This window comes from Pontibacter sp. HSC-36F09 (genome assembly GCF_024171605.1).
GTDB lineage: Bacteria > Bacteroidota > Bacteroidia > Cytophagales > Hymenobacteraceae > Pontibacter.
This window is the reverse complement of the sequence record NZ_JALKAA010000005.1, coordinates 234,889-253,655: the sequence shown is the minus strand read 5'-3', so window position 1 is coordinate 253,655 and position 18,767 is coordinate 234,889. Positions and strand designations below refer to the sequence as shown.

Genomic DNA, 18,767 nt, shown 5'->3' with positions numbered 1-18,767 from the left:
ATTAGCTTCGTTCGGATGAAAAAAACCCATGCTTTGCTAAAATATGGCAAAGCATGGGTTTTCGTTAGCTGCTAAAAGAATTTAGAGGACTGGTGCCTATGTGCGAGACCCTTGAAATTGTGAATTTATAAGGTCGGGCTAGTGAATGAATGATTTGTCAACTTGATACGCCAGGCTTATCATAAACTTAAGGCCGGAGCAATTTTAAGTCGTTTATTATGTTCAGTGAGTGGCCATAAACTCCTTCAACCCCTTCTCAAACAGCGCTACTTCCTCCATCGTGTTATAGGGAGCCAGGCCGATCCTGATCCAGCCGCCCATGGGGTTTACACCGAGTTTGTCGGCCATAGTGGAGGCGTAGAAGTGGCCGTCGGCGATGCACATGTTGTAGTGCCCGGCAAACCAGCTCGTCACTTCGCGGGCCTTTATACCTGGCAGCGTAAAAGCGAAGGTTGGGGTTTTGTAGGTGCCTTCAGCCGCACGGTATAGCTTCAGGTTTGGTACCTGGCGCAGGAAACTGTCTAGGCGATCCGTGAGCTGCTGCTCGTGTTCTTCTATCCGCTGCATTCCCGATACTAACCGCGCTCTTCGGTTGTTTCCTTCTCCCAACTGCTCTATAAAAGTGATAGCTCCGATCAGACCGGCAATGGCTTCGTGGTTTTGTGTTCCTGTTTCGAGCTTGTCGGGAATCTGCTGCGGGGCGGGCGCCAGTTTGTATACCTGCAGTTTCTCGAAAAGCGAAGCCGCGATCACGGCGATACCGATGTGCGGACCGAAAAACTTATAAGCAGAGCAAAGCAGGATGTCGCAGCCCAGTCCCTGGAAGTCGATGGGCAGGTGCGGTGCGGTATGCACGGCATCCAGCACCACGATCGCATTTACCTCTTTGGCGCGCGCAATCACCCGCCTGACATCTGTCACCGTCCCCGTCACATTCGACGACATCCCGACAGCTACCAATTTTGTCTTTTCTGTGATCAGCTCGTCGAGCTTGTCCAGGTTCAGGGTATAGGTATCGGGGTTGAGTTCCAGGAATCTGACTTGAGCACCTTTGTCTTTGGCCAGCGTTACCCAGGGATCCACGTTGGCGCGGTGGTCCATTTCGGTCACTACCACTTCATCTTCAGCAGACAAAAAGCTGCCTAAGCTGCGGGCAATGCTGAAAGCCAGCGTGGTCATGTTCTGCCCGAAAGCTACTTCTTCAGGAGCGCAGTGCAGCAGGTCTGCCACCGCTTTACGACCTTCGAGCAGCAGGTTGTCGGTACCCACGCTGGTCGGGAAAGCACCGTGCAGGTTGGCCATACCGCCTGTAATGTAGGCCAGCATACCGTCAATAGCCTGTTGCGCCATTTGGGTACCGCCGGGTCCGTCGAAATAAATAAAGGGTTTTTTGTCACCCAACTCCTGCAGGGCAGGGAAGGCTGCACGGAGGTTTGCTACTGCTGAAGAACTCATAAATTGTATAGCTGGATGGCCTGCCAAAAGGCCGGTTAATCGTTAAAGTGATACAGGAACGTGACCACGCCGGTATAAGCGGGTTTACGGCTGTTTTCGATTTCGAGGGTGACTTCGATCTGCGTTTTGGCGATGCCGCGCAGGTTTTTTACCGAAAGCATTTTGGCGCGCAGTCGCACCCGGCTGTTCACGGTTACCGCCTGGTTAAAGCGAAGGCTTTCTATCTCGTAGTTCACCTGCATCTTCACATTCCCGATCTTCACGATCTGTCCCCACAGGTAAGGTAGCAGCGACACCGTCAGGTAGCCGTGCGCGATCGTTGACCGGAATGGCGTTTCGATAGTAGCGCGGTTTTCGTCCAGGTGAATCCACTGGTGATCGAGGGTGGCGTCTGCAAATTTTTTGATCTGCTCCTGCGTGATGGTGTGGTACTCCGATACACCCAGTTCTTTCCCCTGGTACGACTCCAGTTCTTCGAGGCTGTTGATGGTGATTTGGCTCATGTTAGGTTTAGTTGTTTGTGTTGGTGGTATAAACTTACGTTTTATTCTGGAAAATTAGTTGTTTCCTATGTTTAAGTGATGGCGGGAGCGTGTGCTGTCGTATGTCCTCTGGTATAGGTATATTTGCTTTGTAGCAACAGTAGCTACAGGTATAGCCATTCGTTTGTTTCATAGCTTCGCCTGTGCGGCAGGCACTCACTTTTTTCCTTGATGAAAAAAGTAAGAAAAAAAATCAAGACGATTTTGAACTCGCTGACCGCTCAAACAAAAAATCGTCATCGGTGCACATGGCTAATGCTATACCTTCGTTGGTTCAGGGGCAAGTTACTCTTGCTACACCTGCCAGTGGTCATGTGCTACAAAGCTTATACCTGTTGAATGGCAATAGCATAAAGTCCTCCTTTGAAGGGGGCAGGGTGATATTAATCATGCACATGAAACCGCAATTATAACGCTTATACCTGTGTGATGGCAATGACAGACTCCTTCACCTGTTTGTAGGGGAAGGCTGGGATGGGGTGATAGTGGATGTTAATCGTACATAGAAAGTCCAGTCAATCCTTAGGGTAAAGAATTTATGATTTCGCCGTTGCCAACCCAAATCGAGTACATCCCAACCTTCTCGCTTCAGGCACGCTATAGTTAATTTCCACGCTAAACATCTGCCATGAACTACAATCAACTTGGGAAATCAAACCTTCGGGTAAGTGAAATTGCCTTTGGATGTATGTCGCTGGGCAGCGACCATGCGGCCAATGCCAGGCTCCTGCACCGGGCGCTGGAGCAAGGTGTAAATTTCTTTGATACGGCCGATTTGTATGACAAAGGAGCGAACGAAGAAACAGTCGGGAAAGCGTTTGCCGGGATGCGTGAAAAAGTGATCATCGCAACTAAAGTCGGTAATCAGTGGCGGGCAGATGGCAGTGGCTGGGACTGGAACCCTACTAAAAGTCACATCCTGCAAGCCGTGGAAGAGAGTCTCCGGCGACTGCAGACCGACTACATCGACCTGTACCAGCTGCATGGCGGCACCATCGACGACCCGATTGACGAAACCATCGAAGCATTTGAACTACTCAAGCAACAGGGTAAAATCCGAAATTACGGTATCTCGTCTATCCGGCCCAACGTGATTCGGGAGTATGTGAAGCGCTCCAATATCGTGAGCGTAATGTTGCAGTATAGTTTGCTCGACCGCAGACCTGAGGAAGATGTGCTGGAACTGTTGCAGGAGCAAGGTATAGGCGTGCTGGTCCGAGGCAGTCTGGCACAGGGGCTGCTGGCCGGAAAAACTGCCAAGCCATATCTCGGCTATACCTTAGAGGAAGTGCAGAAAGCGGCGGCGGCTCTACAGCATGTAGCAGGTAATGAACGCAAGTCAGTTGAGGTTGCGGTTCGCTATACCTTGCAACATCCTGCGGTGACTACGGCGGTGCTGGGTATCCGCACCGAGGAGCAGCTGGAGGAGGCGTTGCTAGCCAGCAAGAGTGCATCGATAACAGCAGCAGAAATCAAAGCGCTGCAGCAAACATTGCAGGCGAACAGGTATGAGCAGCACCGTTGAGAGCCTACCGGACGATGGGGATAGAGACAGCTACATTGACGCGCAGGCCGCTCCAGCCGGGTTGTATCGTTTTGTTGTTGCTATTAATGACAAGTTGCTGTTTTGGCTCGCCCGGCACATGGAAGGGATAGTTCGTATCCACAAAGTAGCCTAAAGAGAGGGTAGTCGGGAATTGCATCAATGGGTACTGCAGGCCCACAAAGGGCTTAAAGCCCAAACCATAGGAGTTAAACTTATCTTCACTGCTTTCGGTCGAGCTGTTTATCTTGGTATAGGCCTGCAGCTTCATGTTCGTCATCAGCATATGCAATTCTGCCCCCGCCACATAACTTAACTTGCTTTCTTTAATGGCCTGGTGGTGATAAAACAAACCGCCGAAGGCATTGTAATTGAGCGGGGTGTCCAGTAAAAACTCACCGGAGTAGTCTGCGTAAGCCACCCGGCCACCGGTAGACCCGTGCTCAATAAAAAATCCTATGCGGGATTGCTCCCCTATATCGGACACGACATTGAGGCCAAACTGAAAGTAAGAGCCATAGGTATCGGTCGCTTTGGCATTCAGGCCGGTGTTGGCGATCATAACGCGCTGCAGCCCCTTCATCGATTGCATCCGGAAAGTCCCAAAGCCTAGCCGCGGCTCCAGGTATACGGTAGACTGGGCTATGGCTGTGCTGGCAGTTAGCAGCAGACAGGCTGCCAGCAGGAAAGTTTTCGGGTATAACATAGCCTTACAATTTAAGATAACGAGTGCCGGAATAGAGCGTGTTGTTGTAAAGGAAAACCAAGGTACCATCCGCTAAATCAACTTTGTTGACCAGCTGGCCTGTACTGCTGTTGTAAATAAAGAGCTGGTTATAACTGCTGCCATAGAGATGGCCCGTCACCGGATCCGTATCGATCGGGTATAGCTCCCTTTCTGTCTGAAGCGTTGACTGCAAGGTGCCATCCGAGGTGGAGTAAAAGGAGATGGTCGTGCCTTTGGTGGTAAAGAACAGCGGGCTGGCGGTATGAAACTTCAGGCTATTCGCCTCCTGTCTTGTCATAAGCAGTTTTTTCCAGCTGCCTTTGGATTGCTCTACATACACCTGGTCCGAAGCATTAATAGTCTTCCCATCCGGGCTGATCAGGGCATAACTATAATTCAGGTCGGCCTCAACGGCTGTGATCACCTTTTTCTGGTCCATGTCAATCACATAGGCCATGTCTTTATCATCCGGATCGTACTCTGCGTTGCGGGCCCGCAGAATCAGGCGGTTGGTGTTGCTCACCCCATCCAGCATACTGAAATGATAGAACTCACCCGGCAGTAGTTCGTTCAGTTCATAGCGCTCCAGTGTTTGTAGTGTAAGCGGGTCCAGCTTGTGGATGGCATAGTTGATGATGCTGTATAGGAGCTTGCCATCCTGCGAGATCACATCCTGCTTCTCGCTGCCGATCTGGTCGTACATGACATTTCGCTCCTGCAAGACATGGCGGGTGTCTGCATCCACGACCTTGATATAGCCCCGGTCAGCAAAGTAAAGCTTTCCGGAAGTGGTTTTCCCGAACAGCCTGTCTACGTCCTGTGGCCCCCAGGGAGCGCCTATACCTTCCAGTATGGCATAGTTCAGTACAGACCTGGAGCCGGGGCTGAGGTAGGACCTGGAGTAAGTAGCCAGGGAGGCATGCAACTCCTCCCCAAATATATTGGCAGGTATGGTAACAACGGTGTCCTTCGGATCGGTCAGGCGGATGACCTTGCTGGAATTTAGTGTCAGTTCATAATTGCCAAAATTCCGGTAGAAGGGAGTGGAGCTGAACGTGATTTTAAGCTCTTTAGCTGGGCTGATGGTACTGCTTAGTACCTGGGGTTTCGGGTAAAAGAAAGGGATCGAGTTGCTGAGCAGGTCATAGTAGTACCCGTTTACCCGCGTGACGACCCGGTAGGAAACCTGCTCTCCCAGGTATTCGTAGTCGAACCAGGTGGTCTGGTTCGGATCTGTAATCGTGGCAGCAACCATACCATGATTATACTGGCCCGGGTAATGCCGCAGAATCTCGTACTTCTGGAAGCCCGTTCCCCTGTACTTTTTCCATTCCAGCTTCAGGCTGCCATCTTCGGCTATTACACTGGTGAGCGTGACAGGTTTTGGCATTGTGTTGTCGATGTACACCACCCAGGTTCTGTATACCTGAACGCCCTCGACGCCCGACTTGTCTGCCAGACTGCCGGTACCCGAGTTGCCCAGCACATTGAGCTGTAGGGTATAGTAACCGTCGGCATATTCGGTCGTCTGGAGCTGACGCCCCCCTGTGGCAGACGAAGTCGCGCCCAGCGAGTTTTTCCCCAGTAATAGCTCGACAGTGTAGATGGTGCGCCTTGGAAGGGAAACACTGAATTTCAGATTGACCGATCCCCGCAGCATCAGGGTGTCCTGCGACGGATAATTGTCCAGTTCAATATCGCCTATCACTTCGACCTGAGGGCTTACCTCCTCAAAGTGGCTTCCGGATGGACTGTAGTCGCAGGCAAGAAAAAGGCCCGGAACGATCCCGAGCAGCAGGCGTAAAAGTTGCTTCATAGGAGAAGGGCGGATATTAACACAAGGTATAGGAGAAAGCAAATATACAGATTGTCTGGTATTTGCACTATACCCGAAGCACAAATTGGAAGGTATACCTGGTTGTTTTTGACGCTACTTTCAGGTATACCTTCCAGACTTGCATTGGCCTATTTGCAGTTCTTCTTCCTTATTTTTCCTTCTTTGGTGAGGTATACGGTCTGGCCGTCCTTTTTCAGTTCAATGCAGTTGTCAGAAGCGTAGAACATAACGGGTCTGTCGAAAACAGGGCCTGTAATGTCCTTCCCCGACTTATCAACATAACCAAATTTATAAACATCTCCGGAAGGCGGATCCTGGCGGTAGTAGTAGAATTGCTTGCTGATGTCGTCTGTAATGTAATCGTACCAGGCGGTAAACTGTTTCCCTTCCGCTGTAAAAAGCGCCTCCTTCTGAGCTGTGTTTCTGACATTGAAGATCTTGTTGTCGCTTCCCGAACTGATCTTTTCGTACTCAAAAGGGATCACGGTATTCCCCTGCTCGTCCATCACACCCGCTTTGCCTTTCAGCACCAGGATGACCAGGCCGTTTCTGAAATAAGTGTACTTGTCGTCATAGATAAGCGGCACGAGTACTTCATGTGTTTTTTTGTCGATGAAGCCGCATTTACCATTCTGACAAACCCAGTAGCGCGGCCCCTGGCTGTCCACACTATCGTAAATTGGTTTGAGGAGGTAGGCGCCGCTTTCACCGTCTATCAGGGCATCTTTGCCGTTGATATTTACCATGATCTCAGCGCCATGGTAGCCCTGTAATACGGCCCCTGCAGGCAGGATGCTGCTCCCTGTTTCCGTGATGATATCCGTTTTGCGCTTCCCTTCTTCCTGGTACTCGGCATAATACACATCGGTGCGCTGAAAGAATACTTCCAGTTTGCTGCACCGGATCGGGAGAAGGAGTTTCTGCTCCGTATCCATGAGGCCGAATTTGCCGTCCAGTTCTACCCTAATGTAAGGCTCATATCCTTTGTACTCCACAGAGGTATACAGGGCGGGCACGACGATCTTCCCATCGTAATCAGCGAGGCCAAACTTCCCTTTCTCTTCAATGAGCTTGTAGAATACTTCCAGCTACTGCTGCTGCGGTGGCATTTCATCCAGTTCTTCAATTACCTGTGCGGAGGCGGGGGCGGAAAGGAGGAAAAGCGAAAAGATGAGTAGTAAAAGTTTCTTCATAAACTGGAAAGTTACAGGTGATTGATACAAATATTAAAGGTATACTATATACCTGAGCGATGCAATTTTAAGGTATAGCGTCAGGAAACAAAAAAGCAGCAAACTGTTTGGTCTGCTGCTTTTCAAAATAGCGTGGGTATACCTGCCTATTGCGACAGGACTTATACGTTAGTCGTAGCTTTTCTTTTTCTTTTCGAGTTTAGCCGCCTGCTTTTCCTTTGGAGTTTTGGCCGGCTTTTTCTTTACATCCTTTTTTGCGTCTTGTGACTTTGCCATAGGTATAGATTTAAGGTATAAGATAAAGGTACGTAATTTTTCTATTCGTAATGCACCTCCAGCTCATCTTCCGCCAGTCCGAAGGCAATGCCCCGCATCAGGATCTGGGCGTTAGGGTGAGAGGAATCCTGCAGGTCCTGCTCTATTTCGCTGATGCTCATGCCCTGGCTATCGCCTCCAAAAATGCGGATTCGCAGCGAGCGGGTGCTTTCAATATCATCTTCGTCCTCGTTTTCCTCGTCGGCATCTGCCTGAAGCTGCAGTTCCATTTCCTGCAAACGCCCGATCAGGGTGTCGCGGTCTATTTCCTGGTCCAGGAACTGGCCGAACAACTGCCGGGCCATGGGGGAGTAATGGGGTTGGTGGGGCATGGTAAATTGTTTGTTGATGATTATACTGCAAGGTAGAACCACCAGTTTGGTTAGTAGCAATATTATTTGCTGATTGGGTAAACAGATACTTAGTGGAGAAGTCGATGTTCTTTCAGCCAATCGAAAATGATCTGGTCAACGGGCGACACGGTCTCTCTGTCCTCATAGGTAAGCCACACCACTTCTTCTATTTCACTAGCTGCGGCTATCGTGCCCGTGTAGTCGCCGGTATAGCAGGTCATTTGCACCTGCACCCCATCCGGATGCCTATCGGCCTGCGCCTGAAATATACCCATGAATCGGGTGCTGTCTTCGATCAGGGAAATGCTGAGCTCTTCGTGTATTTCACGCGACAGCACCTCGAAGTCGCTCTCGCCCGCTTCGCGTTTCCCGCCAGGGAAATAGTATTTGGTTCTGCCCTTGCTGCGGGTGCTCAGTATTTTACCGTCTCGGATTTCGATCCAAGCGAGTTTGTCGATGATGTGCATGGACGGTATTATACTTTGGCTTTCATTAGCTCAGTTAAAGAAACAGCAAATGGTAAGGCAGAACCTCTCCCTTTACTATGTTTTTCTAAGAGCCTGATATCCCATTTCATATTATCAAATTCTAGAGCACGTACCTTCTCTATTTCATAAACCAGATAAAAGGGCTGTGAAGGATTGGGGTAATTTCTTTTCATCATAGCCTTTTTTGAAAAAACACGTGGTCCTTTCCCTTTAATTCTCCACATCTCTCCAGTTGTAAGTTGAGCTTTTGTATGCAAAAGCAAATACCTGGCTCCAGCCTCAGAAGGACCCAAATGCAAAGAACCTCTATCGCTGTCTATTCTTGCATTATATAGCTGTTGCTCGTTAATCCAATTTAGATGTTTAGTATCCTTAAAGTAACCGACAAGAACATGTATATCATTTGGAGGTGGTGTTCTTTCATTACCATATTTTTCAGGTATAGATTCCTGTAAAATATCAGACGGTCCGTCTTTATGAATATTATATGTTCTATAAGATAGTTGCTCTTTCTGAGAAGCTCGGTTGAGAATCTGGTTTATAATCTCAGATATGAAAGCTTTTAAATCAGAAATTCCATTCTTATCCCTAGAGGGGCTGACAGGAAATGCTCCAAGGCCAGGTATTATTTCATGGAAACCAGATTTATTGAAAAGCTGTGAGCCCGGATACAGGATATAAGCACCTCCGGTTCTTCTGATTGCATCCCGATAGGCATGCATTTTTAAAAGGTCTTCTCGCTTATAATTCCCTTTTTTCTGTTCCTCTTTTTCCTCACTCAGATTCAGGTTGTCTTCACCTACTATTTCTGTCAGGTGAGATACCTTATACTTTGCATCAAAATGAACATGGGTAATTAGCTCCTGTTCCTCTGCATCATTGCGTTTTATACCTTCAGGCCAGATACTCAATGTATAGTCAGGACGCATAGCTTTTGTCCAGCTTCCTCCGGAAGGGTAGGGTTGATCTCCCCTGAAAGTACGGTTATAGCTAAATTGTACCCTTAATTTCCGTCCTCCAGCCTCGAATATCCCTTGGAAAGGAATAAACTTGCCAGCTTTAAGTTGAAGCCCAAGACCGTCCGCAGTAGGTTTTATTAGTTTTTCTAAAGTAGATGGCTCTACTTTAAATAGCTCTTTAAAAATATCCAGTAGAGTAAAGAAGAGCCAGTATTCATAAAGTGTAGCTACATCACGTTTACCTGCATCATAAACATCGTCGCCACCTTTCCAGATTAGTTTAGCGGCCATGTCAAACATGAGCCAGGCACGCAGTACTTCTCTGTACCCTTCTTTTCTTTGAAGAACAGGGCTATTTAAATTTAAAGAAATTAGAGGGGATACATCTTTGAAGACAGAATGGCTTAAAAAGTTTTCCAGAACTTCTTCAAGGTGTACAACTTCTTGGTAGGCGCGACTATCTTCTGAAAACTGTATCCGAATTTCGGTACAGAACTGAGTGAAACTAGTTAGTGCATGTTTTATAAATCTATTCTCCGGTGTATCTACCGTTTCGTGCTTGTTTCTAATTCTCAGTTTAGCAGGAATTGAAGCTAGACGACCATGAAGTGGATGATTAGGCGGTAATTCTAGTCTGCTTGAGCTGGTTATAAATTGACGCATTGTAGCGTTATTTATACGTCTGGCTCTTCTAATGTCTCTCTCTTCTTCTTTCTCAGCCCAGGATGTTACAGGAGAGGATACAATACGATGTACAGCTTCCTTGAAATCTGAAGATTCTATCAAAGATTTTACGAAAGCAAACCGCTGATACAGTGTTTGGGGATCTCGATTGAAATCTACTGTAAAATGCTGTGATACTGGTGAGGTATACTGCATTAGCAAATCAGTACATTTCTCCGTAATGTCTTCCAGCATAAATCTGTAATCCTGCCGGTAAGAAGTCTTTATAGACCTGACCTCTATCGTAATAGATCCCTTGTTTAAGGAGGTGTCCTTATCGAGAACATCTAGTACAAGAGAACCCACATAGACACTAGGGGTGATGCGCCCTGATGATATATTGGCGCGTGAAGGGGTAACAATCTTTGGCACTTCCTGCAGCCTATAGTTGCCCTCTATCTGGTACTCATAGGAAAAGCCTTCCATGAGTTGTAATGGAGCTTCTCCATTATCTGCAGCTTCTGCAGCATCTATTAGTTGTAGCGAGGCTTCTACATCAGATTCAGAAAATATGATAAGTGTGACGAAGCTGCCATCTGTCAAAGCAAATGCTACAGATTGGGAGGGATTTGCCATATTTAAACTTATTAAGCTTCCGCAAAACTGGTAAATCCATCCTGTACCACAGCTTTGTGCATTCTGATAATTTTCTCAAGCGATATCGGGAATCTTACTTTTGCGACATCCTTAAAATCAATAGTTTCAGGTGCGTTTAAAAGTTTAGTAGCATCTTCTTGTTGAGCAAGGCAAAGGCTGGCAAGTGCCTTTAGACTAGGTTCTATTTTACGTCGTGAGCCATGTAGTTTAGGAAGCAGCTTCTGCATAATTGCTGCATCAATAATATCATTAGTATTCCATCCTGCGTCAAGTGAATGAATCACTTCTGAAAATCTTTTAATTTCTGAAGCTGTTCTGTAGCCAAACTCTGCGCCCACCTTTTTGAGCTCACTAAAGAACAGTAGCAGGGCTGTATTCACTGTTTCAGAATCACTAAAACCATTAACTTCTGACCTAGCTTTAAGAACAAAGTCTGATGCCATATCGGCACCTTTGGCTTTCAACCTATCCAAGTCTAGCTTAACTGCATTATTGAGGAAATTTTCCATTTCGTCTTCAGTTACCCTGAACTCAATGGCGTTTGCTCTGTCTAACACCTTTGGACTAAACATATAGGTTGTCTCGTCAATGTTGACAGTACCAATTATGAAAAGGTTTTTAGGTAACTTAATACTACTTGGTACATCATCTATGCCTGGTTCAGCATGGAGCGGAATAGGTTCATGTGATTCCATAGCGCTAAGAAAATCCGCGAAATAACGTTCTACGTGGCTAAGGTTCATCTCATCCAAAATAAGAAAATAGGGCTTATTAAGATTCTCGTTAGCATTTATAAGAAGCTGTAAAGCTCCATTTTCTGGAATAGAATACTTAGTGGGGTCCAATGCATTTGGGAAGCCTAACAAGGGTTCTCGATTGGTCCAGTCAGCACCGATAGGTACTATACACACCTGATTTTCATCTTCCGAAATCCATTGTGAGAAAGCCTGTGCTAACTTCGTTTTGCCTGAACCGGCAAGCCCTGTTAAAATAACAAATGGTTTAGTGCATAGAGAAGAAATAAAGCGGATGACTAGCTTATCTGTGAACCTCAGTCCGGCTTCTTTAGCATATTTACAGAAACTTCTGTAATCAAAGTTTATTTGTTCTTTATTGATTTCTTGACCTGGAGCCACCTCCTTGTTTGATTCCTTGTTAGCTATGCCTAAAGGGAGATTGTTGTATACTTCTATAACTTCCGCTAAATCTTTATCAATTTGATTAGGATCTAATCCGAAGTTTGGAGCGTCTGAATCAATGAGATAATAACTATGTACAAAGGAGTTCCCGTATCTTGCAGGCTTAGTTTCAAATGTATTAGTAAAGAGTTCTGAAATTGTTTGTTTAGAAGAATTTAAGTTCCAGCTATCTCTAGAGGCTTGAGTTTCACTCAAACCATATGCTAAAATTAGTAATTGTACTTCCTTGTAATATAAGAATACTGGATAAATTCCATTAGAAACAGACTGGTCAGCTCTCAGAAACGCAAACCATGGAATACGGGCCGGGACCCCTTGCCCAAAACTAACTCTGCAATTAAAGTTTTTATAAGCTTTAGGGTAAGAGCTTGTTTTCAAATCATTTGTTAATGCTTGTCTAACAAAGCTGATAATAGTATTGCCTAATAATTCTGGTGCATTGTTATCAATTGATTTGATTTCTTCTCCTTTCTCTATAATCTTGAATCCATTCTTTTCTAATAAATTAAAACACTCTGTGTTCCTGCCACCACTGAAAGAGCTACGCTGTAGCTCATAGCCATTTGCTGCTATGTTAGCATAAGAGACTATAAGTTTAGGAGGGTAAGCCCGCCCATTGTGTAGCACATCATAGTATTGAGAATTACCATAAGTTGGTATACCTTCTTTGTCTATTTTATCAATAGCTCTAAGTAGGTGCTCCTTTGTTATATTTGAAGGAATTGACATTAAAAATTAGGGCGTAAAATTAGCGGAAGTACTAATCTGCTATGGCAGCGTCTGCAACATTAATTCCTACTGTTTGGGCACCCTTGGGACCAAAAGTTTTTATTTTAAATTTTATATTCGAACCTGGAGCTAAATAGTCATAAATAACTTTTCTATCATTACCTAAAAGAGTTTCTGTTTTACTATAGTATCTTATATCAAGTACTACATCTTTATATTTCGCTAAAGTAGCTTTACTATTTATTTTGCCCTCAAGAACCCACTCACCAATAAAATTCTTTCTGTAAGTGCCATCCACATCAAGAAAATTTAGAGGGTAAAGCTTTTCGTTTTGTTCAATTGTGAGTTTGGCTTCTTCATAAGTTAATGTACTGCTATCCGCATAACCTGAATCGCAACTAATTAAACTAATGGAAAAAAAGAGAATAATATTAATAGATAACTTAATTTTCATCATTTTTTGTCAAGAATATGCTACACTACACAATAAGTGATCGTTAACTAATTTAAATATTTTTAGTGAATTTAATCTATCAGTTAACTCATGGTAAAGCTATACCTGTTGTAAGTATAACAAATATGTAATTTACTTAAAAGCATTATATATAAATTTCCTAATATAAATACTGTAAACTGTTTTATACTCCTGCAGACACACCCACACGTGCCAGCCATGCCCGAAAGCTACACCTACTTGCAAAAGACATTCAAATTATGATTGAAAAGAGCCGCCTTCCATACCTGAAAGAGCGGCTCTTTTGCTTTTATGATTTCTGTTAGAAATTACTTCTGATCGCAGTTGAACATCCAGTGGACTCCGAATTTGTCTTCGCAACTGCCGTAGTAGTCGCCCCAGAACATATCCTGCAGTTCCTGTTCTACTTTGCCGCCCTCGGATAGTGCCTTGAACAGGCGCTCCGTTTCCTCGCGGGAGTCAGGGTGCAGGGTAATGTACACATTGTTGCCCTTCGTGAGCCGGAAACCCATCGATTCAGGCGCATCCGTTCCCATGAGCAAGTGCCCGCCCAGTATCGGCAAACCGATGTTCATGATCAGATTTTTGTCGGCTTCAGGTATAGGAGGCATGTCCTTGGAAGGAGGGATGTCGCTAAAGCGGGAAATGTTTCCGATAAACTCGGTTCCGAAAACCGATTTGTAGAAAAGGAAAGCTTCCTCGGTCTGGTTCGTGAAGTTGAGGTAAGTGCTTACTGTTGGCATAATTTTATTTTGTGTTTTAGAAGGTTAAGACCCGGCTTCGCTCATTTCCTTTATTTTCTGCAGCGCCTTAGGCCAGGTTTCTGAAAAGTGGGCTTCGTACTCCTGGTTCGTGTCCACGTCAATGGCCAATACCGTTTCACCTTGCTTTTCGGTAAAGGTATAGTTCTCCAGCGCACCTGTCCATTCGGCTACTTCCGGTCCGCTCGTGATTTCGGTGTCGCCCTGCACCAGGCCCAGGTGCTCGATGCTGATAAACTGGTTCGGAATATTCTCATTTATCCGGCTGACCATGCCGCCGGCAACGCCCTGCTCATCCAGACCCAGGAACTGGATTTTAGCGCCTTTTTCCCAGGAGCCTTTGTAATGCGATGTCGGGTGAAAAACAGCGGTCCAGATCTTATATTTTTCCTCGTCGAGCATGGTGCGGTAAACCTTTTCGGCAGGGGCAGAAATGATTATTTCGTAATGCAGCGTGCGGGACTTTGCAGCGGCCTCCACATACTTTTTGAAGTTATCCAGAATAGCCTGCCAGCCCGCCTGTTGCATCTCCACCGAATGGCTTGGGTCTGCGTCAAAGGTCTCCGTGACGCGGGTTTCATCCCCATTTGGCTCGAATTTGATCTCGACTTTCCGGCCGTCCTCCAGGGTATAGGCAATACGCTCGTGCTGCTGCACATCGGTGTAAGTTCCGTTGAAGTCGAAGCCCGTGCTGCCTTCCCTGGCCTCCATCCTGGAGAGGAACGTGCCGCCCACCCGGAGGTCATTTTCTGCCCGTGGGGTATGCCAGTCATCGGAGGCATTGTTCCACCTGGTGATGTGCTGCGGCTCAGTCCAGCATTGCCAGACCTTTGTGACCGGTGCTTTTATGTTGGCACTGATGGTGACGGTCGCTGAATTTTTTTCCATAGTAATACAGTTAGTGTGAGAGAATAGGTCATTTACTCAGGTGTAAACCATACCTAAATTACACATTAATTATAATTTCTGGTAGAATACAGCTTTCTTTTAACTAAAAATTATAAGCCGAAATCGCTATACCCTGGCAATTTTACTTCCCATACGCGCGTCGAATTCTTCTTCTGAGCAGGTGCCCGTCAGGTCGAGGGCCTTTAGCGAGAGCCGGGCGCAGGCATCGGCGTCGGAGGCGGCGCGGTGATGCAAGAAATCGATGCGGTGCATGTTACAGAGCGTTTTGAGGTCGTACTTGTGCATCCCTTTCCAGATGTTCTTCGAAAACTTCAGGCTGCAGGTATAGCGCGCTTCCGGCAGCGGAATGCCATAGGTAGCGAGCGTTTTGCGCAGCACGCTCATGTCGAAGCTCGCATTGTGGGCGATCAGCAATTGGTTTTCGAGGTAGGGTTTTAGCTGCGGCCAAAGCTCTGCAAAATCAGGCTGGTCTTTCACGTCGGCCGCCCGGATGCCGTGCACGGCGATGTTAAAGGAATTGAAGTTGGGGTAATACAATGGCTTGATCAGCCAGGACCGCGTTTCGACAATCCGTCTGTCACGCACCACGGTTATACCTATCTCACAAGGACTGTCACGTTGCGGTGTGGCCGTTTCAAAATCAAGCGCAATAAAATCCATCAGGCGGGCAAATTTAAATACAAGGTATAGAAAAGCGAGGGTGCAATTTAGTCAATTTGCTGAAACCATGTGGAGGTGATCTCAGCCTCTTCTGTCATCTCGACGATAGGAGAGATCTGGGTTATTTATATGTCCGCTCGATGCTTCAGATTTTTCCTATTGTCGAAATGACATAGGAATTCTAACAGTTAATGGAATGTGTAAAGCAACCGCTCACTGCTCTTCAGGATTTCTCAAGTGCTCTTCGGGACATCCATGTCCCGAAGATTTCTGTTGGGGATGTCCACATCCCCGTGTGCCGACACACGCGGGTCTGGAGACCCGCAACAGTTGGGGGTAGGGACCTTCGATTAGGATTCGGATTGATAAATCCGAATCAGCTATACTAGATAATTAAGCTGATGGCAATGGAGGGCAGGGGCCAAATTCGGGAAAATCCGAAATATTTTCATACATCTAAAATGTTCCAGATCTCTCCATCCTGTCGAGATGACACGTTGAGTAATAAATATCTTGAGTTAAAAGCATCATACAAAGCAAGGGACTATATTTTAAAAATAACCCTTAACTTTAAACACGTCATCCTAACCTGATTTCCGAACCGACAGCCCATTCTATGAGAAGTATAGCCTTTTCCATTCTCCTGTTTATACCTATTCTGGCCTTCGCCCAGAAGAAGTCCTCAACACCTGACCTGGTGAAGTATGTCAACCCCATGATCGGCACCGCCAAAATGGGCCATACCTATCCGGGTGCCACGGTGCCCTTTGGAATGGTGCAGCTGAGTCCGGATACCGATACGATACCCTACGAGGTGAATGGCAGGTATAATAAGGACGTGTACAAGTACTGCGCCGGCTACCAGTACGACGATAAAACGATTGTCGGTTTCAGCCACACCCACTTCAGCGGCACCGGCCACTCCGATCTCGGCGACTTCCTGATCGCACCGACTACCGGTAAGCTGCAACTCAATCCCGGCACGGCCGACAAACCGGAAAGTGGCTACCGCTCCGCTTTTTCGCATAAAAATGAAGTAGCAGAACCGGCTTACTACAAAGTGAAGCTCGACGACCACAACATCCTGGCAGAGCTCACGGCCAGCAACCGCGTGGGCATGCACCAGTATACCTTCCCGAAGTCAGACGAAGCGCACATCATCCTCGACTTGATGTCGGGCATCTACAACTACGACGGCAAAACCACCTGGACTTTTGTGCGGGTGGAGAACGATACCCTGATCACCGGCTACCGCCAGACCAACGGCTGGGCCCGCACCCGCACGGTTTACTTTGCGATGTCCTTCAGCAAGCCTTTTTACCAGTATGGCAACAAAGACTACTCGGAGGCCCAGGTATACAAAGGCTTCTGGCGCAAGTTCAATCAGACCAAAAACTTCCCCGAGTTTGCCGGCAAAAAGATCCGCGCATACTTCGATTTTAAGACTGAAGAAGGAGAGAAGATCAAGATAAAGTTTGCGCTCTCGCCGGTGAGTACCGAAGGCGCTCTGGCCAACATGAAAGCTGAGATTCCGCACTGGGATTTTGAGCGGGTGAAGAGCGAAGGACAAGCTGCCTGGAACAAGGAGCTCAGCAAAGTAGTGGTGGATGCCGGCAAAGACGACTTGGTGAACTTCTACACCGCCATGTACCACGCCTTCCTGGGGCCGACCACTTACATGGACGTGGACGCCAGGTATAGAGGCCTCGACATGAACGTGCACCAGGCTGATGGTTTTACTAACTACACCAGCTTCTCGCTTTGGGATACCTACCGGGCGCTGCACCCGCTCTTCAACATTCTGCAGCCCGCCCGCAACAACGACATGATCAAATCCATGCTGGCTCACTATGATCAGAGCGTACACAAAATGCTGCCCGTGTGGTCGCACTACGCTAACGAAAACTGGTGCATGATCGGCTACCACTCCGTGCCGGTGATCGCGGATGCCGTGATGAAAGGAAACGGTAACTTTGATGCGAACCGTGCGCTGGATGCCTGCGTGCAGACCGCCCGCACCCGCTATTACGACGGACTGGAATATTACATGGAGATGGGATATGTACCCGAGGATAAGAACGGTTCTTCCGTATCAAAAACACTGGAGTACGCCTACGACGACTGGTGCATTGCCCAAATGGCGAAGAAGTTGAACCGACAGGACATCTACGAGGAATTCAGCAAGCGTGCCCAGAACTACAAGAACGTATACGACGCCAAATCGGGCTTCATGCGCCCAAAACTGAGCGATGGTACCTGGAAAAAGGAGTTTGACCCGCTGGACACGCACGGACAGGGCTTCATTGAAGGCAACTCCTGGAACTACAGCCTCTACGTGCCACACGATCCGGCCCAGATGATCGCGATGATGGGAGGGAAGATCCGCTTTGCCCAGCGCCTGGACTCGCTCTTCACGATGGAGCTGCCGGATAAGTACTTCGAGAACACCGAAGACATAACCCGCGAAGGCATCATCGGTAACTACGTGCACGGCAACGAGCCTTCACATCACGTGCCTTTCCTCTACAACTGGACCGACCAACCCTGGAAAACACAGCAGCGCACCCGGATGGTACTCAAAGCCATGTACAAGCCAACAGTCGACGGCCTGGGCGGCAACGACGACTTCGGCCAGATGAGTGCCTGGTACATCTTCAGTGCCCTGGGCTTTTACCCGGTTGCCCCCGGCTCCGACCAGTATGCTATTACGAGTCCAGCCATCAGATCAGCCACTATCAACCTGGAGAACGGCAAGACCTTCACCATCGACGTGAAGAGCCAGAGCGATAAGAATGTGTATGTGCAGAAGATGGAGTTGAATGGGAAGCCGGTGCATCGCGCTTTCCTGACGCATGGCGAGATCATGAATGGCGGGAAGATTATCTTTTTCATGGGGAGTAAGCCTAATAGGAAGCTTTTCGCTGTAGCGCCTTGATTAGGTATAGCAACCATTACTGTTTTATAGCTTGCCCTGGCCGGGCGGGCCTCACTTTTTTCCTTGATGAAAAGAAAGAGGGCCCCTACCCCCAGTATGCAAAAAAACAAGACGATTTTAAACTCGCTGACCGCTCAAACACAAAATCGTCATTGGTGCACCGGGCACCGTTTTCTGCTTCGTAGTGAGAGTGCAAGTAAGTCTTGCTAAACCTGCCGGTGGTCTTGACAGATGCGACGAAGCCTATACCTTTAGCTATGGTAGTATCAGACTCCGCGCCTTAGACAAGGAGGGGTCGGGGGAGGTTAAATCATTAGGAGCCTAAACGGCGTTTGCCACTATGCTGTAGCTGTTTAATGGTAATGGC

At 47.3% G+C, this 18,767-nt stretch carries 16 protein-coding genes; 3 read left to right on the top strand and 13 right to left on the bottom strand.

The window, feature by feature from the left end; all coding sequences use genetic code 11:
• Positions 1–222: 222 nt before the first annotated feature.
• Both L1278_RS15625 and L1278_RS15620 read right to left on the bottom strand, forming a co-directional pair.
• Entirely contained in the window at positions 223–1,455 is a 1,233-nt protein-coding gene (locus tag L1278_RS15625) for a cysteine desulfurase-like protein (protein WP_253405950.1), read from the bottom strand.
• A 35-nt stretch (positions 1,456–1,490) separates the two neighbouring features.
• Positions 1,491–1,958 (bottom strand): MaoC family dehydratase, encoded by a 468-nt coding sequence (locus L1278_RS15620; protein WP_220625343.1) that lies wholly within the window; start codon positions 1,956–1,958, stop codon positions 1,491–1,493.
• Between the two features lie 182 nt (positions 1,959–2,140).
• Here L1278_RS15620 and L1278_RS15615 point away from each other — a divergent pair, with 182 nt between their 5' ends.
• Together L1278_RS15615 and L1278_RS15610 are read left to right on the top strand one after the other, a co-directional pair.
• Positions 2,141–2,410, top strand: a complete 270-nt coding sequence (locus L1278_RS15615) for a hypothetical protein (RefSeq protein WP_253405949.1) — start codon at positions 2,141–2,143, stop codon at positions 2,408–2,410.
• Positions 2,411–2,625: 215 nt separating this feature from the next.
• Entirely contained in the window at positions 2,626–3,522 is an 897-nt protein-coding gene (locus tag L1278_RS15610) for an aldo/keto reductase (RefSeq protein ID WP_253405948.1), read from the top strand.
• A 4-nt stretch (positions 3,523–3,526) separates the two neighbouring features.
• Here L1278_RS15610 and L1278_RS15605 read toward each other — a convergent pair whose 3' ends face one another.
• From L1278_RS15605 to L1278_RS15550, 11 genes are all read right to left on the bottom strand, one after another.
• Positions 3,527–4,246, bottom strand: a complete 720-nt coding sequence (locus L1278_RS15605) for a hypothetical protein (protein WP_253405947.1) — start codon at positions 4,244–4,246, stop codon at positions 3,527–3,529.
• A gap of 4 nt (positions 4,247–4,250) precedes the next feature.
• On the bottom strand, positions 4,251–6,083 hold the full coding sequence (locus L1278_RS15600; RefSeq protein ID WP_253405946.1) for a hypothetical protein: 1,833 nt from the start codon (positions 6,081–6,083) through the stop codon (positions 4,251–4,253).
• Between the two features lie 149 nt (positions 6,084–6,232).
• Complete coding sequence (locus tag L1278_RS15595) at positions 6,233–7,171, bottom strand: WG repeat-containing protein (protein WP_371927367.1); 939 nt, start codon at positions 7,169–7,171, stop codon at positions 6,233–6,235.
• A gap of 443 nt (positions 7,172–7,614) precedes the next feature.
• Positions 7,615–7,944: a hypothetical protein gene (locus L1278_RS15590; RefSeq protein ID WP_253405944.1), complete on the bottom strand. Its 330-nt coding sequence runs from the start codon at positions 7,942–7,944 to the stop codon at positions 7,615–7,617.
• A gap of 89 nt (positions 7,945–8,033) precedes the next feature.
• Positions 8,034–8,432 (bottom strand): NUDIX domain-containing protein, encoded by a 399-nt coding sequence (locus L1278_RS15585; RefSeq protein ID WP_253405943.1) that lies wholly within the window; start codon positions 8,430–8,432, stop codon positions 8,034–8,036.
• Positions 8,433–8,440: 8 nt separating this feature from the next.
• Positions 8,441–10,711 (bottom strand): DUF2357 domain-containing protein, encoded by a 2,271-nt coding sequence (locus L1278_RS15580; RefSeq protein WP_253405942.1) that lies wholly within the window; start codon positions 10,709–10,711, stop codon positions 8,441–8,443.
• Positions 10,712–10,722: 11 nt separating this feature from the next.
• Entirely contained in the window at positions 10,723–12,660 is a 1,938-nt protein-coding gene (locus L1278_RS15575) for an McrB family protein (protein ID WP_253405941.1), read from the bottom strand.
• 31 nt (positions 12,661–12,691) lie between these two features.
• Positions 12,692–13,117, bottom strand: coding sequence for a hypothetical protein (locus L1278_RS15570; protein WP_253405940.1), 426 nt, complete (start codon positions 13,115–13,117; stop codon positions 12,692–12,694).
• Between the two features lie 326 nt (positions 13,118–13,443).
• On the bottom strand, positions 13,444–13,878 hold the full coding sequence (locus L1278_RS15565) for a VOC family protein (protein ID WP_253405939.1): 435 nt from the start codon (positions 13,876–13,878) through the stop codon (positions 13,444–13,446).
• Between the two features lie 24 nt (positions 13,879–13,902).
• A complete protein-coding gene (locus tag L1278_RS19690) occupies positions 13,903–14,784 on the bottom strand; it encodes an SRPBCC family protein (protein ID WP_371927366.1) in 882 nt (293 codons plus the stop codon).
• A gap of 126 nt (positions 14,785–14,910) precedes the next feature.
• Positions 14,911–15,465 carry a 3'-5' exonuclease gene (locus L1278_RS15550; RefSeq protein WP_253405938.1) on the bottom strand — a complete coding sequence of 185 codons (555 nt, stop codon included), beginning with the start codon at positions 15,463–15,465 and terminating at the stop codon, positions 14,911–14,913.
• A 616-nt stretch (positions 15,466–16,081) separates the two neighbouring features.
• On the opposite strand from L1278_RS15550, the gene L1278_RS15545 reads away from it, so the two are divergent.
• Positions 16,082–18,400, top strand: coding sequence for a GH92 family glycosyl hydrolase (locus L1278_RS15545; RefSeq protein ID WP_253405937.1), 2,319 nt, complete (start codon positions 16,082–16,084; stop codon positions 18,398–18,400).
• Positions 18,401–18,767 lie beyond the last annotated feature (367 nt).